At 54.1% G+C, this 21,544-nt stretch carries 22 protein-coding genes and 3 pseudogenes; 14 read left to right on the top strand and 11 right to left on the bottom strand.

Annotated features, from left to right (window positions below):
* Positions 1–45: 45 nt before the first annotated feature.
* Positions 46–1,632: a glucose-6-phosphate isomerase gene (locus DO97_RS04130; RefSeq protein ID WP_036531294.1), complete on the top strand. Its 1,587-nt coding sequence runs from the start codon at positions 46–48 to the stop codon at positions 1,630–1,632.
* A gap of 52 nt (positions 1,633–1,684) precedes the next feature.
* Positions 1,685–3,254 (top strand): annotated as a pseudogene (locus DO97_RS04125) (NAD(P)H-hydrate dehydratase).
* 93 nt (positions 3,255–3,347) lie between these two features.
* Here DO97_RS04125 and DO97_RS24300 read toward each other — a convergent pair.
* A complete protein-coding gene (locus DO97_RS24300; protein WP_162182936.1) occupies positions 3,348–3,488 on the bottom strand; it encodes a hypothetical protein in 141 nt (46 codons plus the stop codon).
* 34 nt (positions 3,489–3,522) lie between these two features.
* A complete protein-coding gene (locus DO97_RS04120) occupies positions 3,523–4,710 on the bottom strand; it encodes an RNA-guided endonuclease InsQ/TnpB family protein (protein WP_036531292.1) in 1,188 nt (395 codons plus the stop codon).
* 110 nt (positions 4,711–4,820) lie between these two features.
* Between DO97_RS04120 and DO97_RS04115 the strand changes: the two genes are divergently transcribed.
* The 7 genes from DO97_RS04115 to DO97_RS20560 all read left to right on the top strand — a co-directional run bounded on the left by DO97_RS04115 (position 4,821) and on the right by DO97_RS20560 (position 10,039).
* A complete protein-coding gene (locus DO97_RS04115; RefSeq protein WP_081980608.1) occupies positions 4,821–5,450 on the top strand; it encodes a carbonic anhydrase in 630 nt (209 codons plus the stop codon).
* 218 nt (positions 5,451–5,668) lie between these two features.
* Positions 5,669–6,358, top strand: a complete 690-nt coding sequence (locus tag DO97_RS04110) for an HAD family hydrolase (protein ID WP_036531291.1) — start codon at positions 5,669–5,671, stop codon at positions 6,356–6,358.
* Between the two features lie 64 nt (positions 6,359–6,422).
* Complete coding sequence (locus tag DO97_RS04105; protein WP_036531289.1) at positions 6,423–6,539, top strand: photosystem II reaction center protein I; 117 nt, start codon at positions 6,423–6,425, stop codon at positions 6,537–6,539.
* A 112-nt stretch (positions 6,540–6,651) separates the two neighbouring features.
* Positions 6,652–7,494, top strand: a complete 843-nt coding sequence (locus DO97_RS20575) for a hypothetical protein (protein WP_052128354.1) — start codon at positions 6,652–6,654, stop codon at positions 7,492–7,494.
* A complete protein-coding gene (locus DO97_RS20570; protein WP_052128353.1) occupies positions 7,454–8,251 on the top strand; it encodes a DUF3769 domain-containing protein in 798 nt (265 codons plus the stop codon). Before DO97_RS20575 ends, DO97_RS20570 begins: the two co-directional genes overlap by 41 nt.
* Positions 8,248–9,321 carry a DUF3769 domain-containing protein gene (locus tag DO97_RS20565; protein ID WP_052128352.1) on the top strand — a complete coding sequence of 358 codons (1,074 nt, stop codon included), beginning with the start codon at positions 8,248–8,250 and terminating at the stop codon, positions 9,319–9,321. Before DO97_RS20570 ends, DO97_RS20565 begins: the two co-directional genes overlap by 4 nt.
* Complete coding sequence (locus DO97_RS20560) at positions 9,314–10,039, top strand: hypothetical protein (protein WP_052128351.1); 726 nt, start codon at positions 9,314–9,316, stop codon at positions 10,037–10,039. The genes DO97_RS20565 and DO97_RS20560 overlap by 8 nt, the downstream gene beginning before the upstream one ends.
* Here DO97_RS20560 and DO97_RS04090 read toward each other — a convergent pair.
* Positions 10,031–10,588 (bottom strand): phycobiliprotein lyase, encoded by a 558-nt coding sequence (locus DO97_RS04090; protein ID WP_239651430.1) that lies wholly within the window; start codon positions 10,586–10,588, stop codon positions 10,031–10,033. The genes DO97_RS20560 and DO97_RS04090 overlap by 9 nt on opposite strands.
* A 263-nt stretch (positions 10,589–10,851) precedes the next feature.
* On the opposite strand from DO97_RS04090, the gene DO97_RS04085 reads away from it, so the two are divergent.
* Positions 10,852–11,568 (top strand): PHP domain-containing protein, encoded by a 717-nt coding sequence (locus DO97_RS04085; protein WP_036531287.1) that lies wholly within the window; start codon positions 10,852–10,854, stop codon positions 11,566–11,568.
* Positions 11,569–11,982: 414 nt separating this feature from the next.
* Here DO97_RS04085 and DO97_RS04080 read toward each other — a convergent pair whose 3' ends face one another.
* A complete protein-coding gene (locus DO97_RS04080; RefSeq protein ID WP_036531285.1) occupies positions 11,983–12,690 on the bottom strand; it encodes a response regulator transcription factor in 708 nt (235 codons plus the stop codon).
* 93 nt (positions 12,691–12,783) lie between these two features.
* On the opposite strand from DO97_RS04080, the pseudogene DO97_RS04075 reads away from it, so the two are divergent.
* Positions 12,784–13,281 (top strand): annotated as a pseudogene (locus DO97_RS04075) (SLOG cluster 4 domain-containing protein).
* A 14-nt stretch (positions 13,282–13,295) separates the two neighbouring features.
* Here the strand turns inward: DO97_RS04075 and DO97_RS24585 are convergent.
* From DO97_RS24585 to DO97_RS04055, 5 genes are all read right to left on the bottom strand, one after another.
* Positions 13,296–13,436, bottom strand: a complete 141-nt coding sequence (locus DO97_RS24585) for a hypothetical protein (RefSeq protein WP_036531283.1) — start codon at positions 13,434–13,436, stop codon at positions 13,296–13,298.
* 162 nt (positions 13,437–13,598) lie between these two features.
* Entirely contained in the window at positions 13,599–14,432 is an 834-nt protein-coding gene (locus tag DO97_RS04065; RefSeq protein ID WP_036531282.1) for an ABC transporter permease, read from the bottom strand.
* A gap of 31 nt (positions 14,433–14,463) precedes the next feature.
* Complete coding sequence (locus DO97_RS25845; protein WP_239651428.1) at positions 14,464–14,829, bottom strand: hypothetical protein; 366 nt, start codon at positions 14,827–14,829, stop codon at positions 14,464–14,466.
* Positions 14,777–15,898, bottom strand: coding sequence for a serine/threonine-protein kinase (locus tag DO97_RS04060; RefSeq protein WP_239651427.1), 1,122 nt, complete (start codon positions 15,896–15,898; stop codon positions 14,777–14,779). The genes DO97_RS25845 and DO97_RS04060 overlap by 53 nt, the downstream gene beginning before the upstream one ends.
* 6 nt (positions 15,899–15,904) lie before the next feature.
* On the bottom strand, positions 15,905–16,906 hold the full coding sequence (locus DO97_RS04055) for a LysR family transcriptional regulator (RefSeq protein ID WP_036531281.1): 1,002 nt from the start codon (positions 16,904–16,906) through the stop codon (positions 15,905–15,907).
* Between the two features lie 192 nt (positions 16,907–17,098).
* Here DO97_RS04055 and DO97_RS04050 point away from each other — a divergent pair, with 192 nt between their 5' ends.
* The 3 genes from DO97_RS04050 to DO97_RS04040 are packed head-to-tail and all read left to right on the top strand — an operon-like array spanning position 17,099 to position 19,594.
* On the top strand, positions 17,099–17,953 hold the full coding sequence (locus tag DO97_RS04050) for a hypothetical protein (RefSeq protein WP_036531280.1): 855 nt from the start codon (positions 17,099–17,101) through the stop codon (positions 17,951–17,953).
* Positions 17,946–18,428 carry a 2Fe-2S iron-sulfur cluster-binding protein gene (locus DO97_RS04045; RefSeq protein WP_036531278.1) on the top strand — a complete coding sequence of 161 codons (483 nt, stop codon included), beginning with the start codon at positions 17,946–17,948 and terminating at the stop codon, positions 18,426–18,428. Before DO97_RS04050 ends, DO97_RS04045 begins: the two co-directional genes overlap by 8 nt.
* Before the next feature lie 35 nt (positions 18,429–18,463).
* Complete coding sequence (locus tag DO97_RS04040; protein WP_036531277.1) at positions 18,464–19,594, top strand: ABC transporter permease; 1,131 nt, start codon at positions 18,464–18,466, stop codon at positions 19,592–19,594.
* Here DO97_RS04040 and tsaB read toward each other — a convergent pair.
* Both tsaB and DO97_RS04030 read right to left on the bottom strand, forming a co-directional pair.
* Positions 19,542–20,066 (bottom strand): tRNA (adenosine(37)-N6)-threonylcarbamoyltransferase complex dimerization subunit type 1 TsaB, encoded by a 525-nt coding sequence (gene tsaB, locus DO97_RS04035; RefSeq protein ID WP_072016350.1) that lies wholly within the window; start codon positions 20,064–20,066, stop codon positions 19,542–19,544. The genes DO97_RS04040 and tsaB overlap by 53 nt on opposite strands.
* A 236-nt stretch (positions 20,067–20,302) precedes the next feature.
* Positions 20,303–21,275: pseudogene (locus DO97_RS04030) on the bottom strand (class I SAM-dependent methyltransferase).
* Positions 21,276–21,544 lie beyond the last annotated feature (269 nt).

The raw sequence follows: 21,544 nt of genomic DNA, 5'->3' as shown, positions 1-21,544 counted from the left end.
TTCCCTTTAAACTAATGGATGGTCTCGACGATCTGAGGTCTACTGATGGACGCGGCAACCCTTTGGCAACGCTACCAGGACTGGCTTTACTACCATGAGGGATTAGGATTCTATCTGGATATCAGCCGCATGCGGTTTGAGGACGATCTGGTTGCAACGATGCAACCCCGGTTTGAGTGTGCTTTCCAGGCAATGGCGGCTTTAGAGGCGGGGGCGATCGCCAATCCCGATGAACAGCGCCAGGTGGGGCACTATTGGCTGCGAGATCCAGATTTGGCTCCCAATGCAGATCTGAAACAGGAGATTGTTGAGACCCTAGAAGAGATTGCATCGTTTACTCAAAAAATCCACACGGGAACGCTGCACCCTCCCCAAGCCCCCCGATTTACCGACATTCTCTCGGTGGGAATTGGCGGTTCCGCCCTTGGCCCCCAGTTCGTAGCGGCGGCTCTGGCTCCCACCGCCCCACCGATGCAGATTCACTTCATCGACAACACTGATCCCACCGGGATTGATCGTGTCCTGACCCAACTCCAAGACCACCTCCCCAGCACCCTGGTGTTAATTATTTCTAAATCCGGCGGTACCCCGGAAACTCGGAACGGCATGGTTGAGGTCAAGGCCGCCTTCCGCGATCGCCACCTTGATTTTGCTGACCATGCGGTGGCGATCACCGGCAAAGGCAGTAGCTTAGATCAGATCGCCACCACGGAGGGCTGGCTGGCCACCTTCCCCATGCATGACTGGGTGGGGGGACGAACTTCGGAGCTATCGGCGGTGGGACTCTTGGCCGCGTCCTTACAGGGAATTGATATTTCAGCCATGCTAGCGGGTGCCAAGGAAATGGATGCCGCCACCCGCGTCCCCGAGCTGCGCCACAATCCGGCTGCGCTTTTGGCCTTTGCCTGGTATTTTGCTGGGAATGGCCGAGGAGAAAAGGATATGGTGGTGCTCCCCTACAAGGACAGCTTGCTATTGTTTAGCCGCTATCTGCAACAGTTGGTGATGGAGTCCCTGGGGAAGGAAAAAGACCTGGATGGCAACATTGTCCACCAAGGCATTGCTGTCTATGGCAATAAAGGTTCAACGGATCAGCACGCCTACGTCCAACAATTGCGGGAGGGTGTCCTTAATTTCTTTATGACCTTTATTGAAGTATTGGCAGATCGTCAGGGACCCTCCGTGGAAGTAGAACCGGGCGTCACCTCCGGGGACTATCTCTCGGGTTTGTTGCAGGGCACCCGGCAAGCCCTGTATGAGAATGATCGCGATTCGATCACGGTCACCATTCCTCAAGTGACCCCCCGCTCCGTTGGAGCGCTGATTGCGCTCTACGAACGAGCCGTTGGTTTATATGGCTTTTTGGTGAATGTCAATGCCTACCATCAACCAGGAGTAGAAGCTGGGAAGAAAGCCGCCGCGGCGATTCTCGACCTGCAACGCCAGGTGATGCAGGTACTCCAGCAGACCCCCACCTCCCTCACCCTGGCAGATTTGGCAGAACGCTTGGCAGCCCCTGATCAGCAAGAAACCATCTATAAAATTCTCCGCCATCTCCAGGCCAACCAACGAGGGATCAAGCTCGAAGGCAACCCTGGTCACCCTACCAGCCTGAAAGTCTCCCGCGCCTGATGCTCTGGGATTCAGGCGGGCATTAGATGCAGTGCTCAGGAAGGAACCGGTAATGCCACTGCAACGGGATCAGATTCAGCAGTTTGTTGTCACGGCAGCTCAAATGCGAGCCATTGAAGGCCGGGTGTTTGCCGCTGGGATGCCCGCTACGGCGCTGATGGAAAAGGTCGGGGGGCTGATCAGCCATTGGCTACAGCAGCGCTACTCTGCCCCCCGAACCGTGGGGGTGCTGGTGGGGCCAGGGCATAACGGTGGGGATGCCCTGGTGGTGGCTCGGGAACTACACTTTCGCGGCTATGACCTCCGGGTCTATTGTCCCTTTAGCCGCCAAAAGGAATTAACCGCCACCCATGCTGCCTATGTTGCCAGTTTGGGCATCCCTCTGAGCACGGCTATCGAATCGCTCCAGAATTGCGATCTCTACCTGGACGGCTTGTTTGGATTTGGCTTAGAACGTCCCCTGGAGACGGCGATCGCCGCCGCAGTCAATCAGGTCAATCAGTGGGGGCAACCAGTGATCAGTCTCGATCTGCCCTCGGGGCTGCACACTGATTCCGGGGAGGTGCTCGGCACTGCGATGCGAGCCACCCATACCCTTTGTCTTGGCCTCTGGAAACGAGGACTCTTACAAGACCACGCCCTCGAGTTCATCGGAGAGGCAGAGCTGATTGATTTTGATCTGCCCCTACAAGATATCCAGGCAGTGCTGGGGGAAGCACCGGTGCTGCGACGGATTACCACTGCCTCGGCGATCGCCGCCCTACCCTTCTCTCGTCCCCTGGCTACCCACAAATATCAAATGGGGCATCTGTTGCTAATCGCCGGATCGCAGCAGTATTTGGGGGCAGCAATTCTAGCAGGATTGGCCGCCAGAGCCACGGGGGTGGGGTTGTTGTCCCTAGCCGTTCCCGCATCCTTGAAGTCTACGGTGCTCTCTCACCTCCCAGATGCCTTGGTGATCGATTGTCCCGAAACCACCACGGGGGCGATCGCCCTTGACCCAGCCTTGATCACGGCGATACAAGGGGGCAAGTACAGCGCCATCGCCTGTGGGCCTGGGATCACGGCACAGGCAGTCACAGCCGTCGAGGCAGTGATCCCCTGCCCCTGTCCGCTGGTGTTGGATGCTGATGCCCTGACGATTCTTGCCACCCTGGACAGGGTTTCTTGGTTGGCGGCCCGTCCAGGGTTCACGGTGCTCACCCCCCGATCCCGGAGAGTTTAAACGACTGTTTCCCGACCTAGCTGCCCAGAGTCGCGATCGCATTCAGATGGCTCAGGAGGCGGCCCGTCGTCTCCAAGCCGTTGTGTTATTAAAAGGTGCAAGGGTGGCGATCGCCCAGCCCAATGGCATCGTTGCCATCAATCCCAAAAGTACCCCTGCCTTAGCTCGGGGGGGCAGCGGCGATGTCTTAACCGGGCTGATCGGGGGGCTGCTGGCTCAGATTTCTGAAAAGGCCGATCCAGCCATCTTGGTGGAGAGTGCCACTTGGTGGCACGCCCAGACTGGCATATTAGCCGCCCAGGAACGTACCATCCTGGGTGTCGATGCCTGGACCTTAACCCAATTCTTGCTGCCGCTGCTGGCCGATCATCGACGGGAAATGCCCCCTGGACCTTGAGATTGGTTACGGAGTGGCGATCTCCGCTCTAGAGGAACGGTAATTTAAACCATAATCAACGGTGGAGGATGACGAAGCAGGCTGCTGTTTTGATCAGGGATGGGCGTTGTCGCCGCCGCGACACACAGTAGCATCCGCTATCAAGACCTTTGACAGCGCTCCCCTGTCTCCAAAATTGACCTTGAAATCCTCTGCATCCATGGCGGCAATCCTGTGAATCTTGCATTTTGACATCCTCCCCTCCCTGAAGGAAGGGGATTCCTAAGACTCACGACTTAGGTTTCTGTTTCTTCCCATTGCTGGACTTTCGCAACTGCCCTTTAGACTTATGCCTATCAGGTCTGACGTTCGCTCCACAGACTGCAACCGTGAGTCCCACGGCCAGAATATTTTGAGCGGCGTTTACATCCCGGTCATGGTGGGTGCCACATTGGGGGCAGTCCCATACCCGGATGCTCAACGGCAATCGCTCAACGATGTGACCGCAGTTCCCACAGCGCTTAGAACTGGGGAACCAGCGGTTAATTTTCACCAAGTCTCGACCGTACCACTTGGCTTTGTATTCCAGCTGCCTGACCAATTCACCCCATGCAGCATCACTAATGGCACGGGCGAGACAATGGTTTTGGACCATATTTTTCACAGCCAAATCCTCGACGGCAATCGTTTGGTTTTCCCGTACCAGTCGAGTGGTCAACTTGTGCAAATGGTCTTTTCTGGAATCAGAAATCTTGGCTTGAATTCTGGCTGCTTTCAGACAGGCTTTGTCCCGATTGCGAGAGCCTTTTTGCTTACGGCTCAAAGACTTCTGAGCCTTCCTCAGCCGTTGATAGTGCTTGCCAAAGGCTTTCGGATTGGCAACCTGCTCTCCTGTACTCAGGGTAACAAGGCTACTAATTCCAACATCAAGCCCAACCGCTTGATCCACTGGCTCCAGTACTTGATTGGTCGGGTCATCAATTCGCAGACTCGCAAACCAACGACCGGACGGGTCAAGCTTGAGCGTAATGGTGCTGGGTTCAACTCCTTCTGGGAGTTGCCGAGACCAGCGAATCAGCAAGGGTTGATTGCACTTAGCCAAATAGACCTGTCCATCCTTCCACTTAAACGCAGACTTGGTGAATTCTGCACTGCCACCATGACGCTTCTTTTTGAAGTTGGGGTATTTCGCCCGACCGTCAAAGAAGTTCTTGTATGCGGTTTGCAGATGTCTCAAGCCTTGCTGCAAAGGAACACAACTCACCTCATTCAGAAACTGGAGGTCATCTTGTTTTTTACATTCGGTCAGCATTGCAGAGGTTTGGATATAGTCAATCCTCTCTTGCCGTTCATACCAGGCTTCCGTTCTCGCTGCCAAGGCACGGTTGTAAACCAACCGTACACACCCCATCGTTCGACGCAGGAGCGATTCCTGCTCGGCGGTTGGGTAGAAGCGATAGCGGTAAGCCTTTTCCATGCCTCACATTATATGAAAAAAACTGTGAATACACTTGATCCTATTGGCGAACTCCGTTCGCCGCTCCTATCCCTCCCCTCCCTAAAGGAAGGGGTCTCTCGGAGGGGGCGATGAAAAAACTGATCCGAGGCCTTCGGGAGTTTAAGAGCAACTATTTCTCGACCCATCTGGAACTGTTTGAGCAGTTATCCAACGGTCAACGTCCCCGGGTTCTGTTTATTACCTGCTCAGACTCTCGGATTAACCCCAATTTGCTCACCCAGACAGAAGTCGGCGAATTGTTCATTATCCGCAACGCTGGGAATATTATTCCCCCCTTTGGGGCCACAAATAGTGGCGAAGGTGCCACCTTGGAATACGCGATTCATTCCCTCGAGATCGAGCAAATTGTTGTTTGTGGCCATACCCACTGTGGGGCGATGAAGGGATTGCTACAACTGGGGAAATTACAAGAGGAAATGCCCCTGATGTATGACTGGCTGAAATATGCTGAAGCTACGCGGCGACTGGTGAAGGAAAATTACAGCAACCATACTGACAGGGATCTCCTAGAGATTATTGTTGCCGAGAATGTGCTGACCCAGATTGAAAACCTTAAGACTTACCCAGTGGTGCATTCGAGGCTATACCAGGGCCGATTAAAGATCTATGGGTGGATTTACCATCTGGAAACTGGAGAAGTCTTAGCCTACGATCCCGTCACCCATGCCTATGTACCCCCCCCAGGCTCAACTCCGTGACAGCAGCTTGTTAGAGGATGACTCGCCATCACCCACTGTCTACAATATTCTCGATTCCCCCGTGGCCTGCGAACTACCCCCCCCAACCCCACCAACATGCGGTGGATGCTCCGACCATCCAAACCTGGTGAAATCGAGCCTGATTGAGGGGTGATCCTGGCTGACCACCCCGAGAAGCCGTTACGATAGCCAATGACGAGTTCACATTTCTTTGGGAAATGCTGCGACTGATCACTGATTTTGATGGGCCAATTGTTGATGTCTCGGAACGCTACTACCAGGTCTATCAGTTTTGCTTGACCCAACTGCAACTCCCAGCCCAGCCCATCCAGCAACTGCCGAAGGCTAAATTTTGGCAGTTAAAACGGGCGCGGGTGCCTGAGCGAGAAATTGGGCTGCTATCAGGATTAACGGCGGATCAAGCGACGGAATTTGCCCAGTTGCGCCGTCTGACCGTGCATACCCAGCCCTACTTTGGCTATGACACCCTGATCCCTGGTGCCGTCACGGCCTTAGAGACCCTCCAGCAGACTGGGGTCGATTTAGTGGTGATGACCATGCGGCGCACCCAGGAGTTAGACTATGCCCTGGAACAGTACAACTTAGGACGGTTCTTCCCTTCCGATCGCCGCTATTGTCTCGGTAACCAAACGATCAAGACCGCCGATGTCAGCGATAAACCCCTGCTGATGGCCCGTGCCCTCGCTGAGTTACCCGTTGCTGCTGACACCTGGATGGTGGGGGATACGGAAGCGGATATCTTTGCCGCTAAAACCTATGGGATCAAGGTCATTGGTTTGCTCAGTGGGATTCGCGATCGCCCCCAACTCACGGTTTACGAGCCTGACTATATCCTGGAAGATTTGACCATCGCCGTCGAGTTCATCCTGCAAAGCTATTGTGTATGATGAGGAAGCTATCCTGTCCGCATAGGAAGAAAAAAGCAGCTTTTATCCGTCTGGAGCCTTTGACATGTTGACACTCAAGATTGCAGTCTACGCTGTGGTTTCCTTTTTTGTATTGTTGTTTATCTTTGGATTTCTCTCCAACGATCCGGCTCGCAACCCCAAACGTCGGGATATGGAATAATCGGCAATCGCCGATCCCTAATCCAGCTTCAGGGCAGTGCCGTAGTGCCTGCCCTTTTTCAGGTCAATGGGGAACCTGCTTGGGAAGTGTGTGTGTGTGAGTGGTTTGATCTATGCCTTACCCGGTTCCGCCCCCTGAACCAGCTGCAATTGTTCAGGTGCCGCAGCAGGGGAGATCGCTGGCTGCTATTCCGGAGCCGACTGTCACCCTGCCCCAAGTTGTTCAGCCAGTCTCTGCCTCAACGCCTGTCCTGACGACCGATGAGTTCTCGACAGCCCATCCAGCCCAACGTGCCCATCTGTTAGGGCCAGCGATTGCAATTGATCCCCTTGATCCAACCGCCTCTGCTTCAGAGAACCTTGAGCCTGAAGCCCCTCCGCTAGAGAATTTTAGAACCACCGATGCGGCGACGACTGATCAGCTAGCAGCAGCGTTCACCGCCCATGACAGCATTGGCTCGATCCCAGAACCTCACCTTACCCTCACCGATGCTGCCAGTACCCAGGCTCTGACGGTGGCGTTGGCGACATCTACGACTCCGTCCCAGACCTTGGTTACGATTCCTGAACTGGCGGCGGTTGCCCGTGAGCAGGCGCAATTGAATTCCTTCGCCGATCGCGGGGAGCTGATTGGACAGCGCTTTCCCTCCCCCATTGCTACCCCCCCCACCCCACCGACTCTGCGCCGCTCCAAGATAGCTCCGGCACCAACGCCCCCGGTCCCTGATCCCTTTCCCTATCAGCCACCAGGAACCTTGGGGGTAGTGGAACTGACCGCCGATCACCAGGAGTATGACAATGAGCGGCAGATGTTTACGGCGGCAGGTAATGTGGTGATGCGTTTCCAGGGACAAGTTCTGGATGCCGATCGCCTGCAGGTGAACCTGAACAATCGGCGGGCCGTAGCCGAGGGGAATGTTGCGTTTAACCCAAAACTCCCGGACCCTGCGCGGTGAGCGGGTTGAATATAACTTTGTCCAGGGGACTGGGGTGGTGATCCGAGCCCGTGGGGAAGTCTTTCTCAGAAGTGCCCAACGGTTGCTCCCCACCCTACCCACGGATGTCACCGCTGCGGGGGTCTCTGCGGCTCCCATCAGCGATCGAATTACGGCCAGTCAGCCGATTTCGCGGGTCACCAGCCCCGATCGCCTATCGATTGTGACGGGTTTTGGTCAAACCAGTAATTTGCAAGGATTCAGTGGCACTCAGAGCTTTATCCCCCAGGCAGGGGGGATGGTGAACCGACTGCGCTTTGAAGCTGACCGGGTTGACTTTAATCCCCAAGGGTGGGAAGCCACCAACGTGCGGATCACCAATGACCCCTTTTCTCCCCCGGAGTTTGAGATCCGATCCACCCGGGCGCGGCTGCGTCCGATTTCTCCCTTTGAGGATGAACTGACAACCCGACGGGCGCAGATGGTGTTTGATCAACGGGTGAAAATCCCCCTGCCATTTCGGCGCATGGTGTTTGACCGCCGTCGCAATAATCCTGGGTTTGGTTTGGTGGAATTTGGTTATGATGCCACAGAAAGAGGGGGGCTGTTTATCCAGCGCACCTTTACCCCCTTCTCCAATGACCGCGTCAAATGGACGATCATTCCCCAATTTTTTGTCCAGGAAGCGTTTGCCTCAGAATCCTTCCAGCAAAACTTAGGGGTGACCATTAACAACCCCCCCCCACGGGCATTTTTGACCCTGATCTCTATGGGTTGATTAACCGGGTTTACGTCAACGTCAATGATCGCACCAGCCTCCGGGGGTTGTTTACCCTGACGAGTTTGAACCCCGATGTGATTGAAAACAATCTCCGGGCGAGTTTGCGGTTGCGGCAGGATCTAACGAAACCTCGTCCCCAGGTAGTTTGTACGACTCGTCAGCGAATTGATAGCCTCCGCCGCAGTAGCAACGAATCACCGACGGGTCGAGACTGTGTCCTGCGGGATGACCTGGGGAATTATGCCTTGAACCTAGAGTACAGCTACCGCGATCGCCTGTTTAATGGTTCCCTGGGATTTCAAACTGTGCAGCAGAGCATTGGTATCCTGCTCACCTCTCCGGTGATCATCCTGGGAAAATCTGAGATCAACTTGAGCTTCCAGGCCGGAGTCCAACGGGTGAATGCCGATACGGATCAACTGAACTTGGTTCCCCCCGGTTCGGATAATAACCGGGCGACCTTGGAACGCTACCAGACCAGCGCTGCTTTGACGCGAGGGTTTACCCTTTGGTCCGGCAAACCCTTACCTGCCACTCCGAAAGAAGGGTTGCGTTACAGTCCGGTCGCCATTGTTCCCTATATTGGTCTCTACACTGGGCTGACGGGGGTTGCCAGTTATTACAGCAGTGGCGATACCCAGAATTCTCTGAATGCTACGGTGGGAATGACCGCTCAGTTTGGTCATTTTTCCCGGCGGTTCTTTGATTACACGGGCCTCAATGTTAGCTTTACCCAAGTGATTTTCGATGGTCTTTCCCCCTTCTTCTTTGACCGGATTGCGGATGATCGCAAACTCGCTTGGGGATTTTCCCAACAACTCTATGGCCCCATCCGCATTGGGATGCAAACTTCTATCAATTTGATTACGAACCAGGAAATCAACACCGACTATATTCTGGAGTATAGTCGTCGTACCTATAGCTTCATCGTCCGCTATAACCCTGTGCAGCAAATTGGTTCAGTGAACTTTTTACTTAACGACTTCAATTGGTCAGGAGGCACTGACCCCTTCTCCGCGTCTGAAATTCGTACCGTAGAGGGAGGTGTGATCCGCTCCAATGACTGATCCCTACCCACCATCCTCAGATCTGCCTGCTCCAGAGGTAACCCTGAATTTGCCCCCCACTGCTTGGCAAATTACCCAAAATTCGGCGATCGCCTATGCCACCGCTCTGCTAACGCACTATAGCTTTGAGTTGGGTGATGCCACGGCCTCCCAACTCGTGGATCACTGGTACTGCGATTACCAACCCACCTGGATCTGTATGGCGGTGATTGAAGCCCTGTACCTGGGTCGGTACAAAGCCATTTCTGTGGAGCACATTTTAGTCGGTTGGCAGCGGCGGGGACGACCTTTCTACCATTTCAGTCACGAGTTTGAACGCCTGGTTTGCCGTCGCTTTCCCCACCATCCGAAGTTAGCGAACTACGTGAGTTTAGATTATTCACGGTTTAGGGTTCGACCCTGCTTCAAAACCTCGGCGATCGCTGCCCCAATCTTGATCGGTGGGGAACCGCTACCGGAGAATTTACAGTTGGATACCGCCATTGAACAGCCGCCCATCGGCTCCCAAGCAGATTTAGCAGCTTCAGCAGCCCTGGACATCGGGTTAACAACCTTACCTCCCCCTATCCACGAATTCACCAGCCGTCCGATTCACCGCTTCGTACCCGCGACGGGGTCTCCTGACTTTTATGCCAAGCTAAAAGCAGTGCTCCAAGTCCAAGATAGTCGCAACGGAGTTGAAAAAGCCTCTAGTCCTCAAGGCTCCTCGTCAGCCTGAGTTCGTGGCATCAGCGGCCTCAGGGGTGTTGGCCTTGGGCTGGGTGACCCCCATCCGGATCTCAGAACAGAACGAAGCCATGCTAAAACCACCAAAGCGCTTCAGAATGCTATGGCGAAGCCGCACATTAGGGCTCTCAAACCACAGGCGCTCTTTAGAGTACATGGTTTCGTACTCGGTAATTAAGATCAATTCCTCTTGGTTGATCAGGTAACGACCTGCAACCGGCGCTTTTTCAGCGTAGCCCATTTCTCGGAGGAGCTGTCCTTCTAGGGCTTGTAAGGAGTCGGCAACCGGAACCAGCACTGTTGAGCCCGCGTGTTTTTCCTCATCCCATTCCATGGTGCCGTCCCAACTGACACGAGCCCCACAGAGAGCCTGAGTTGGATCGACTTCGTAGTGTTGGCAGAGTTTCACAACCTCAGGGTGATCCTTCGCCAGCACTTCAATCGTGAGATTTGACTTTCCACCTTCCTGTTGCTTAAAGGCCAGATGGTGGCTAGTACGCTGCGAAAACCACCGTCCGGCACTCAGTTCAAAAAAACTCAACGATATTCATCCTGCTGGGTAGACCTTGTGCCACTGACTGTTATTGAGTCTCTCATTTTGCGTCCCTTTCTGGCAACTTCAAGGGGCGGTGAGCACTGCATCTGGATGGATAGCGACTTTTTTCGCAGCAGACTTGCGAACAGTAGCTTACACTCCTCCAGCCATGGCTATGCCTGGATAGGATCGGGATGCTAGGTATTCCTTGGTACTGGCGATTTTACTAAGTCTTGTTAAGATTTAAGTGACACCTCGCAGCTCGCAACATGACAGCTTACTTCGCTCAGGTGGTTTCTGCTCAACCAGCGGCCCAGGATTCCCTGGCCCTCCGACGAATTTTCCAGGACATTCAGGCAGACAGTTGTCCTCGTTCCTTCAACTTTCACTTACATACCCACTGCTCCGATGGCCAGTTAACCCCTGAACAATTAATCCAGCAGGCGATCGCCCTGGGATTGCAAGGACTTGCGATTACGGATCACCATTCCACTCGTGGGTATCAGCGGGCTCAAGATTACCTCTGTCACCACCGGGAACTCTGGCAACGGCAGCCCAATAAATTTGAGCTACCGCAACTGTGGACTGGGGTGGAAATTACAGCCTTACTGGGGAAGACAGAAGTTCATATCCTTGGCTATGCTTTCAATCCAGAACACCCTGCCCTCCTACCCTACTTGCAGGGAGAGGCTCCCGATGGCAATGCCGCCTTCGCCAGTTCTGTCATCCGTGCCATTCACCTGGCAGGGGGGCTGGCGATTTTAGCCCATCCAGCTCGTTATCGGCGATCGCCCCAGGAACTGATCGCCGAGGCAGCCCACCTGGAAATTGATGGAGTCGAGACCTATTATGCCTACAATAATCCCCTTCCTTGGCAACCGAGCCCCGATAAAACCTCTCTTGTCAAGGGTCTAGCCCTCACCTATCGGCTGCTGAATACCTGCGGGACGGATACCCACGGACTGAATATTCTCCAGCGCCTCTAACCCGTTGCTGCCCGATCACCAGCTCTACCCAGTGTAAGCCTTAGGTCTGATGTCACTTGCCAAGGCTCAAAACTGGGCAGAGAGAGGGTTGCCTCAGAGGGCACCACTGCTGAGGGCAATGACACAAATAATGCCAACACTCGTGAGCGCAAAGAGCGCAATCATCGAAAGGGACTCTCCCAGCGGTGTTGAAGTTTTAGCGATTTTCATAAGGTGCCCTGTGCAGAATGTGATTTGCTATACAAATATCAGGATTCTGAGAGGATGTCTGTAAATATGAGAATTTCTTCAACTAAGTTTAAATAACTTAAGGTTGAACTGCCCAAGATAGGCCAAGATGATCCTATCCGTCAGGGCATGAACCAGGAAATCTCGCCGATGGGATCTGCCACAGAAGCTTACAGAGTCAGGCAATTAGCTTCCGTTCGTGATTAAACCATGTTCTAGGGCATAGCGTACAAGTTCGGTACGGCTATTGGTGCCTGTTTTGCTAAATAACCGACTGACATATTTCTCAACATTTCGGACACTGGTTTCTAAGCGACGGGCAATTTCTTTGTTCATCAGCCCCTGAGCTACTAAATCTAAGACGCTCTGTTCGCGGGGAGTAAAGTCAATTTTCACAGGACTAGGAGGGTGTCCCAGGGGGAGTTCTCCCCGCTGGCTCAAAATGGAGCGAATCTCAGAAATCTGTCGTGCCATGTCTGCAATATCTGGGGTCTCTTCGCTGTCTGCAGCCGATTGTATAGCCGCCCGCCGCCCCAAAAGGTTTTCGACAATGGCGACCAACTCATCGGGATCAAAGGGCTTGGCAAGATAGGCATCGCAGCCCGCCTTATGGCCTTGAATCCGGTCTGTGGTCATTCCCCTTGCTGTTAAAAAGATCACGGGTAAGGTGCTAAATCGGGCATCTTCGCGCAGCTGTTTGAGAAATTGATAGCCATCCACTTGGGGCATCATCACGTCAGTAATCACCAGATCAGGTTGGCTAGCTTGTAGCGAGTCCCACCCCTCCCGTGCATTGCTGGCAACTTGAACGGTGAAACCACTGTCTTCTAAGTAGGCTTGGACGGCTTCTCGCAACCCAGGCTCATCATCCACCAGTAACAGTCGTCCTGACATTGTGTGTCCTTTTAACTCCGGGTCTCATTGAATCTGATTCAATATTAGAAAATATTCGTCCCACCACCGGGCGATCGCCTGGGATCTAATCACATGCCTAAAATGATCATTGGTGTGATGGGCCCCGGTGCCACCGCAACTGCCTGCGATCTAGCCTATGCTTACAAATTGGGGTAGTTGATTGCCGAGGAAGGGTGGGTGTTGTTGACGGGGGGACGGGATGCTGGGGTGATGGCGGCGGCCAGTCAGGGAGCAAAGTCTGCTCAGGGTCTCACCATTGGAATTTTGCCCACGGCTGACTCGACCCAGATATCCGCTGCCATTGACCTGCCGATCCTCACCGGGTTAGGCAGTGCCCGTAACTGGATCAATGTGCTTTCCAGTCAGGGAATCATTGCCTGTGGGATGGGGGCAGGTACGGCTTCCGAAGTGGCGCTAGCACTCAAAGCGGGGCGACGGGTCGTGTTGCTCAATAGTTCTCCAGAAAGCAAAAACTTTTTCCAGCAATTAGCGCCAGAAAAAGTTGAAATTGCAGACACCCCAGAGGATGCCATCCGCATTGTCAAAACGGATTTAAACCTGCAACGGTGATCAAAATAGCGTCCCTAGCTGATCACATAGGCGGCGTGGAGTGCCCAGTAGATCAGCAAGCCCACACCCCCCAAAACCAACACCGCCGAGAGGACGATGGCTACGGGAGAGTCAGCCCCCTCAAACTTCATGATGCCACGATTCAAATCTGACATAGAGCCTCCCAGTTGAGATACCTTAGCCTTATGGCGTTGATAAGTTTAGCCTAACGGTCTTATGAACCACCGTCTATCCTTTCCCAGGCTCTGGACTTGAGGAAATCCTTAAGTTTCCCTAGGAAATCGGCCACCTGAGGGTCGAGACTCCAGCGAGGGAAGTCAGTTTTCAGTTTGGTTAGCACTTTCATGCCAGTTGCGCAATAGAAAATCTGAGAACACAGTCAGGGCAGCAAAGATCAGCACCCCGAGGACAGTTGTCATCAAGAGTGCTGCAAACATCCTGGGAACTTGCAGATTAAAGCTGGCAATCAAAATCTGGTAGGCAATTCCCGATTGAGTTCCCCCAGTCCCCGCCACAAACTCCGCCACAACCGCTCCAATTAGGGAGAGTCCCCCACTAATCCGCAGCCCTGCAAGAAAATAGGGCAGGGCGCTGGGGAATCGCAGATACCACAGGGTTTGCCAACGGGATGCTTTGTAAAGCCGAAACAGATTGGTCAAGTTATGGTCAGCACTATTTAACCCCACAAGGGTGTTGGATAGCACGGGGAAAAAGGCAACAATCCAGGCACAAATCACTAAGGAGATAAAGGTTGAATGCTCCCCCGGAATCAGTTGCCTGACCCAAAGAATAATCAGGGGGGCGATCGCGACAATGGGGGTTGTTTGCAGGATCACGGCATAGGGAAAGAAACTGCGCTCAATCCATTTGCTCTGGGTAAATAGAATCGCGAACATCAGCCCTGAGGCGATGGCGCTCAGAAAAGCCACTAGGGTAATCTGAAGGGTAATTAACAGAGACGGGAACAAGCTCTCCCAATCCCTGACCAAGGTTTGCAACACCAAGAGCGGGCCTGGGAGCAGGTAACTGGGGGTGCCCGTCACCCGCACAGCAGTTTCCCACAGGAACAACACCAACAAGCCCACCCCAATCGGTGCGAGGAAGTCGAGGGATAGCAAGGACTGACGGCTTAATTTGGGGCGCTGGGACATAGCCTGGAACAACTCAGAGATACGGGTGATCCTAGATGATTTGGGACAGCAGCTTGTAAATCAGGCGAAACAGCGATACCACAGCGATCACTCCACAGCCTGCCAGGGCGGCCAGCAGCAGCACTGTCAGCAACACACTACCAGTCCCAGGTACCGCTGCATGGGCTGGGGCATACCAGACCACCCCCACCAGCGTCAGGACACTGATCAGCAGTAGATCCCATCTTTCAATCATGCGGAAGTACTGCCCCACGATCAATCCCAGGAGCGTTACCATCCATAGACCCAAACCCAGGAGTGGTGTGGGGAGAAGGCTCGCTAGGGCGATCGCCAGAAGTGCGCCTTCAAACCCTATAAACCCGGCATTCCCTAAGAGTTCTAGGGTCGAGAACCGCAACTTCGATGGAGCAGCGCGAGGAATAGGCCGAGACGCAGATTTCGGGGGGGGGCACGCCGGCGGCGGGTACCGGGCTGGGAATCACGCCTGGAAAAGAACTTGTCAGGGGGGTACTCCGGGGGAGACCAGCATCCAGGGCGGCCAGGACAGCCGCTGCGGATTGGGGACGGCGATTGGGCGCAGATTGTAGCATTGAGTCCAGCACTTGGGTGAGGCGGGGGCTCACCTGAACCTGGGAATGCCAGTTCCAGCGATGGTGGTAGCCATCAAAGAGTTCCGTCGGCTGCTTGCCCGTCAGCAGTGAAATACAGGTGACGGCAAGGGCATAGAGATCGGTGGAGGGATAGACCTCGTTACCTGCCAGTTGCTCTGGGGGGGCAAAGCCTAGGGAATAAATGCCTGTGGAGGAGGTCGTACCCGTTACCTTTGTGACATCCTTCACCGCCCCAAAGTCCAGCAGATATAGTATGCCATTGCGATGGCGCATGATGTTCGAAGGCTTGATATCTCGGTGAATTGCCCCTTGGTCATGGACAAATTGCAGGATTTTCAGCATTTCCTGCAAGACTTCCCCAATCGCTGCTTCTGAGAACGGCCCCTGCTGCGTCAGTTCCGCTTCTAGGGTCTGGCCATCAATATATTCCTGAACCAGATAAAAAAATTCCTCCCGCAGTCCGGGTTGCAAACCCTGAACCTCAAGCGGGAAAAATGCCAACAGATCGGGGATTTGGGGGTGGTGATTTCCCAGGTGAGCCAGGGCTTCGCCCTCACGCTCGAAGAGGGTTTGAGCCAGAGCTAACTGTTGGGGACTGAGTTTGCCAAGCGGTTGCAATTGCTTGATCACACATTTGGGTTGGTTGGGCATCCGGCGATCGCAGCCCAGAAATGCAGCGCCAAATCCACCCCGACCTAAGAGGTTGATGGGCAGGTAGCGTGAATCTAAAATCAAGGGCATCCCGCAGGCTGTGCAATACTTCTGCTGCACCGTTTTCAGTGTGGCACTGTCATCCAAATCATGGAAGCGGTTCTCAGGGCGGGGGCAACCCGGACGGGTGCAGTAAAGATCCATGGGCGGTCAGTCCAGTTCCACAGATTTAGGGGATGCTGCCCCCAGAACGGCAGACGGCTGTAACTCCAATTTCGCCAGCAGGGGGTTGATGGTGGCAAACTGGGGGAGAACTTCGCGACTGAAAGCCTCTGCTGCCTTAGAGCGGTAACGGTTGGGATTCACAATCACAGATAACGTCCGGTGGATCACAAGGTCATCAATTTTAGCGTGGTGCAGGATGCCAATTTGTAATTCCTTTTCAATTGCAGCAATGGAGACAAAGGCCGCTCCTAGTCCTGATTGCACCGCGTTCTTAATTGCTTCAATCGAGTTCAGCTCCATCTCAATTTTCAGGCGATGGACATCGATCCCGGAGCGGGTTAACACCTGGTCAATCACCTTGCGGATCGTGGACTGGGAATCCAGGGCAATGAAGTTGAGTTCATATAGATCTTCTTTTTGGATTGTATCGGGACGGGCGAGGGCATGAAAAACCGGAATAATCAGTGCGAGTTCATCCTCAGCGTAGGGAATAATCTGTAAAGAGTCCTGAAGTTCTGCAGGAACCTCTCCCCCAATAATGGCAAGGTCAATCTGCCCGTTGGCAACACTCCACGAAGTGCGCCGGGTGGAATGGACATGCAACTGCACGGCAACGTCCGGGTAGCTTTGCCGAAAGCGTCCGATCATCCGGGGCAGAAGATAGGTGCCGGTGGTTTGACTGGCACCTATGATCAATGTCCCCCCCTGGAGATTCTGAAGGTCTTCAATGGCCCGACAGGTCTCCTGGCAAAGGGTCAAAATTTTATCACCGTAGCTGAGAAGGAGGTGACCCGCTTCGGTCAGTTGTGCCCGCCGACCGCCCCGGTCAAACAGGGGAACATCTAACTGGCGCTCTAAGTTCTGTACCTGAAGGCTCACCGCTGGCTGAGAGACATAGAGACTATCTGCGGCACGCTTAAAGCTCCCTTCGGCAGCGATCGCCTTGAGGATGCGTAACTGATCCAGTGTAAAAGGAAGGTCAGACATACTGCTTAACCTAAACGGAGGAACCAGAGGGGAAAAATTAGAAAATGATGCAGCGAAGGAATAGGGCTGAATAATGGAAATGGAGTCAGTATCTCTAAAACCGTGAATCTAACATCATCATTAAACTATTTCAGGATCATTTGTGGCAGGAGTTGTAGAGAGAATGGCTTTGCCGAAAGAGCTTAAAGATCTATGAAGCAGGAGGTTGTTCAGGATTTTCTGAATTTAACAGGAATCTTGGGGGTCGCCCTCATGGATGGTCGGGCCCGACCCTATTTCTGCGGGATTGATCAAACCCTCAATTTTCAGCAGAAAGAGGCATTGGTGCAGGGGATTCTACAGGTAATCGGTACTACACCGGAGGGTTTTGACTCCTTTGAGTTCCAGTTTGTCGGACACCAAGTCTACATTTACAAGCTCAGCCACGGAATTATTCTGCTGGTTTTGACCGATAACAATCTGGCCGCTTCCCACTACCAGCAGGCGATCGCCGATCTACGGGTTGCCTTAGAAGCCGATCTGGGAAATGCGATCGCCACCTTCCGACTGCTAGCGGGGAGCCTCACCCTTTCTGGGCAAAGCTACTGGCAACAGAAAGACTCCCAGTCCCCCGATCGTGCCTCAGATCCCATCGCCCCCTCAAAGACCCCCACACTCCCCCCTCAAAGTCGTGCCAACCATCCTACCCCCCGTCAGCTTGCAGGAATCTCTGGTGGCCCTGAATCAACTCAGTCAATTTGCCACTCAATATTTGGGCACAGCGGTAATTGTCAACTATTGGAAATCCAGTCGACCCGCCGGGGAGTGGCCCCAGCGATTTCAGGTGGAACGTTCTGCCCAAATTACCCTCACCAGTTCTCCCACGGAATTGGAAAGGCCGTTGAGTGCCCAACAGCGGCAGTGGATACAGGGATGGATCACAGCATTTATCCAGCGCTGTTCCCAGGTTGTTCGCAACTTTCCGGAGGTGATCCAGGACAGTCAATTAGAGGCAATTCAAAAGTTCATCTCACTCGGCTAATTTTTGCAGGAGACTTTCATGGTTAAAATTGTCAAGCTCGAACCCATTGCCCAAGAAACATCCGTTGAAACCAATGGCAATCTGCTCTCCATCCTGATGTCCAAGGATCTGGATGTACTCAAGGAGTGTGGCGGTCGAGGCATGTGTGCTACGTGCCACGTCTATATTAAGGAAGGGATGGTTGGACTCTCACCCATGGGGCGGCGAGAACAGCGCACCTTGGAAGTCATTACCTCCTGCAAGACCAACTCCCGGTTAGCCTGCCAAGCTCGGGTATTGAGCAATGGGGTGGTGGTGGAGTTGCCGCCAGGGATGTATATTAACTCCCTGCAAGATATTGAGGCCCTGATTGGGCGGCGGGCGGAGCAGGATCTGCTGCACCCGATTACCGGTAAAGCCCTGGTCTCAGCGGGACAGTTAATCACCCGCTCCATCCTCAAACAATTGGAAAATACCAGCTTTAAAGTCGGCGAGTATTTCTCCAACACCACGGATGTCTAGTCCCCCAACCTGCCCTAACCGCTGAATTTCCCGCTATGAACTGGTGGCAAAAACTCAAGCTCAATCCCTTAGCTCGCCTGGGAGCCTTGGTACTCTTGCTGTTCTACCTCCTAGTCATGGCGGCGGATTTTGTTGCCCCCTACGACCCCTATACCTCCCAATCGGAGGGGGCACTGCTGCCCCCCACCCAACTCTACTGGCACGATGGGTCTGGACACTTCGTCGGTCCCCACGTTTACCCCACTACCCAAGGTGCTGTGGATTTGAACACCGGCGATCGCCAATTAATAGTCAACCGCCAGCAACCGTCATTTCTGCGCCTCTGGGTCAAGGGATGGCACTATCAATGGTTGGAAATTCGCCTCCCCCTGCCCACCCAGTGGTCCTTCACCCAACCTAAAATCGACGAGGTTGTGGTGTTCCCTGGCTTTAGCAGCGATCGCCATCTGTTTGGCACCACAGGAACAGGTACCTGGAACTTGCTCGGTACCGATGAGCAGGCTCGGGATCAGTTTAGTCGCTTGTTGTTTGGAGGGCGGATTAGCCTCAGCATTGGCTTGGTGGGAATTGCAATTTCCTTCCCCTTGGGGATGCTGGTGGGGGGCCTCTCCGGCTATTTTGGTGGCTGGATTGATGCCATCGCCATGCGGTTGGTGGAGGTACTGATGACCATTCCCAGCATCTACCTTCTGGTGGCTCTGGCAGCAGTTTTACCACCGGGACTCAGCAGTGCCCAGCGATTTTTGCTGATTGTCCTGATTACCTCCTTTGTCAGTTGGGCAGGACTGGCGCGGGTGATCCGAGGGCAGGTACTTTCGATCAAAGAACGGGAATTTGTCCAGGCAGCCCAGGTGATGGGGGGAACCCCCCTGTACATCGTTCTCCGCCATGTGTTGCCCCAAACTGCCACCTATGTGATCATCTCCTCCACCCTGGCGATTCCTAGTTTTATTGTGGCGGAGTCGGTGCTGAGTCTCATTGGCCTCGGGATTCAGCAACCAGATCCCTCCTGGGGCAACATGCTGTCCGTGGCGACGAACGCCTCAATTTTGGTCTTGCAGCCCTGGCTAATTTGGCCGCCAGCTTTGGTAATGATCCTGACCGTTCTTGCCTTTAATCTCCTAGGAGATGGCCTGCGGGATGCCCTTGATCCCCGACAACGTTGATTTCAGACTTAACTGGCGTTGTCGCCACGGGTTGCTGTCCATAGAAGGGAAGCACGCCTGACCAATGGGGGCGATCGCCCTGGAGCCAGCGGTGAGCAGCTAGCTCCAGTACACTGATCACGGTGGCTCCCAGTCCGCCCTCCGCCTGGAGGATCACCACGGGATGGGGCCAAGTTATCAAGGTTTGCTGCCAATCTGCCAGGGTGAAAACCCGATCAGGCAACTGGGGGATCAACCCTGTGCCCTCGGGGGTGGGAGCATAAATCCCTGCAAAGACTTCCCCCCGCTGGGCAGGTAGAGTCACTGCCAGGGCGCAATCAATCCCTTGGCGCTGAGACCAGGCAACGGCTGCCAAGGAAGAGATGCCAAATAGCGGCAGGTCTAACTGTTGAGCCAGAGTGCGGGCGGTAACCACCCCAATGCGCGTGCCCGTAAAACTTCCTGGTCCGCAGGCAACGGCGATAAACGCCAAGTCTTGCCAAGTCTGGGGCTGGATAAACTGCGGCTAAGTGCAGATGCAGGTGGGTCGATAAGGCTCGTCCCAAGTTCCAGACTTGGCTGTCAGCCTGCCCCGTCCCGTCTCTCCGTGCCAGACCTAGTTCGGGACTAGAGGTATGCAGGGCTAGCCCATAGGTTTGAGGCGGCACGTCATGGCTCCTGAAGTAACTGAAGGGTGGTTGGCAATTGCGAGAAGTCTGGGGTGCTTTCCTAGAGAGGTGGAACCTGAGCAATCACAGTCCGATGGCGGACACTATTGGCTGTTACGGTGGGTGGCAGAAATCCAGCCTCCACAATCTCGGCTTCTAAATCCAGGGCAAAGTATTCGTCTAGATAGGGTTCGGTACTTTTCAACAGGGTGAGAATATAGGGGGGCATCTGGGCATAGACGGCTGAGCCAGGGTTCATGTCCATGATCGTCAGGTACCCCCCAGGACGAAGCAGGCGACGGGCTTCTTGCAAAATGGCGATCGCCGCTGACTGGGGAAGCTCATGGTAGAGCAAGCAGGCCGACACCAGATCGAACTGAGCGGTCGGTAAGCCCGTGGCTTCTGCCGGGGCATGAATCCAGGTAGCCTGAGTTTGCTGTTGTTGGCAACGATAGTGGGCGATCGCCAGAAAATAGGGAGACAAATCCACCCCCGTGACCCTGGCCTGGGGATAAACGCCTTGCAGCGCCAAGGTACTCATGCCAACACTGCATCCCAGATCTAGAATCTCTTGGGGGGGCTGGGAAACCTGAGCCTGAACCACAGCATGATAGCTCTGGCGTAATCTCGCATCTCCCTGGGCACCCGCATCCGGCCAGATGCGGGCATGAACTGCATGGGCAGCGACTTCAACTTCTGTAGCAGCCTCCCAGCTTAAGTTACCTTGCTCATAGGCATGGAAGGGGCGCAGGTAATAATCAGGATAGGTGAGCGAGGGATTGGCGATCGCCGCTAATTCCGCGTCCCATTGGGGTGAGAATGCCATTTCACCCCCTCGGGCACAGAGATTCGCCACCTCCTGGGGCCAGTCAATGCCAATGGTTGCCGCCCGTTTGATCATCATTTGTCGGGCTTGCTGCTTCGCCAGATTAAAAACTGGGTTTAATCGAGAGCACGCCATTGACCAGACGAGATGCCAACCTTGGGGTAGTGTTTGCAGTGGTGTGCGCTCTGGCGCTGGTGCTGAGACCCATAGATAAAAACTCCCAGTCGTGGTATTCGGTGCTAATTTGACCGATGAAGGGTTGCCTGTGAAACCGATCCATGCAATTTCTTCAGATTAACTGGGAAGGTGGAAAAATAAAACACGACCTAGCCCCATACTCCCCTGCAAGATGGTGGGGTGACGGTAACTATACAATCAGTGGGCTGTCCCCAGTGGATGGTCTATGTGCTATCCATGAGTCCATTTGTTGCCATGGGACAGCGATGTTCCTCCCCAATCAAATGCGCCTGGATCTAT

Origin of the sequence: Neosynechococcus sphagnicola sy1 (assembly GCF_000775285.1) — a bacterium.
Lineage (GTDB): Bacteria > Cyanobacteriota > Cyanobacteriia > Neosynechococcales > Neosynechococcaceae > Neosynechococcus > Neosynechococcus sphagnicola.
This window is presented reverse-complemented; position numbering and strand designations above follow the sequence as displayed.

Excerpts from the sequence above, each read along its gene's own strand:
- DO97_RS04045 (WP_036531278.1), top strand. The coding sequence starts at position 17,946 with ATGGTTAAAATTGTCAAGCTCGAACCCATTGCCCAAGAAACATCCGTT.
- DO97_RS04115 (WP_081980608.1), top strand. The coding sequence starts at position 4,821 with ATGAAAAAACTGATCCGAGGCCTTCGGGAGTTTAAGAGCAACTATTTC.
- DO97_RS04085 (WP_036531287.1), top strand. The coding sequence starts at position 10,852 with ATGACAGCTTACTTCGCTCAGGTGGTTTCTGCTCAACCAGCGGCCCAG.
- DO97_RS04120 (WP_036531292.1), bottom strand. The coding sequence starts at position 4,710 with ATGGAAAAGGCTTACCGCTATCGCTTCTACCCAACCGCCGAGCAGGAA.
- DO97_RS04105 (WP_036531289.1), top strand. The coding sequence starts at position 6,423 with ATGTTGACACTCAAGATTGCAGTCTACGCTGTGGTTTCCTTTTTTGTA.
- DO97_RS04065 (WP_036531282.1), bottom strand. The coding sequence starts at position 14,432 with ATGTCCCAGCGCCCCAAATTAAGCCGTCAGTCCTTGCTATCCCTCGAC.
- DO97_RS24300 (WP_162182936.1), bottom strand. The coding sequence starts at position 3,488 with ATGTCAAAATGCAAGATTCACAGGATTGCCGCCATGGATGCAGAGGAT.
- DO97_RS04060 (WP_239651427.1), bottom strand. The coding sequence starts at position 15,898 with ATGGATCTTTACTGCACCCGTCCGGGTTGCCCCCGCCCTGAGAACCGC.
- DO97_RS20575 (WP_052128354.1), top strand. The coding sequence starts at position 6,652 with ATGCCTTACCCGGTTCCGCCCCCTGAACCAGCTGCAATTGTTCAGGTG.
- DO97_RS20570 (WP_052128353.1), top strand. The coding sequence starts at position 7,454 with ATGTTGCGTTTAACCCAAAACTCCCGGACCCTGCGCGGTGAGCGGGTT.
- DO97_RS04130 (WP_036531294.1), top strand. The coding sequence starts at position 46 with ATGGACGCGGCAACCCTTTGGCAACGCTACCAGGACTGGCTTTACTAC.
- DO97_RS24585 (WP_036531283.1), bottom strand. The coding sequence starts at position 13,436 with ATGTCAGATTTGAATCGTGGCATCATGAAGTTTGAGGGGGCTGACTCT.
- DO97_RS04050 (WP_036531280.1), top strand. The coding sequence starts at position 17,099 with ATGAAGCAGGAGGTTGTTCAGGATTTTCTGAATTTAACAGGAATCTTG.
- DO97_RS04055 (WP_036531281.1), bottom strand. The coding sequence starts at position 16,906 with ATGTCTGACCTTCCTTTTACACTGGATCAGTTACGCATCCTCAAGGCG.
- DO97_RS20560 (WP_052128351.1), top strand. The coding sequence starts at position 9,314 with ATGACTGATCCCTACCCACCATCCTCAGATCTGCCTGCTCCAGAGGTA.
- DO97_RS04080 (WP_036531285.1), bottom strand. The coding sequence starts at position 12,690 with ATGTCAGGACGACTGTTACTGGTGGATGATGAGCCTGGGTTGCGAGAA.
- DO97_RS04110 (WP_036531291.1), top strand. The coding sequence starts at position 5,669 with ATGCTGCGACTGATCACTGATTTTGATGGGCCAATTGTTGATGTCTCG.
- DO97_RS04040 (WP_036531277.1), top strand. The coding sequence starts at position 18,464 with ATGAACTGGTGGCAAAAACTCAAGCTCAATCCCTTAGCTCGCCTGGGA.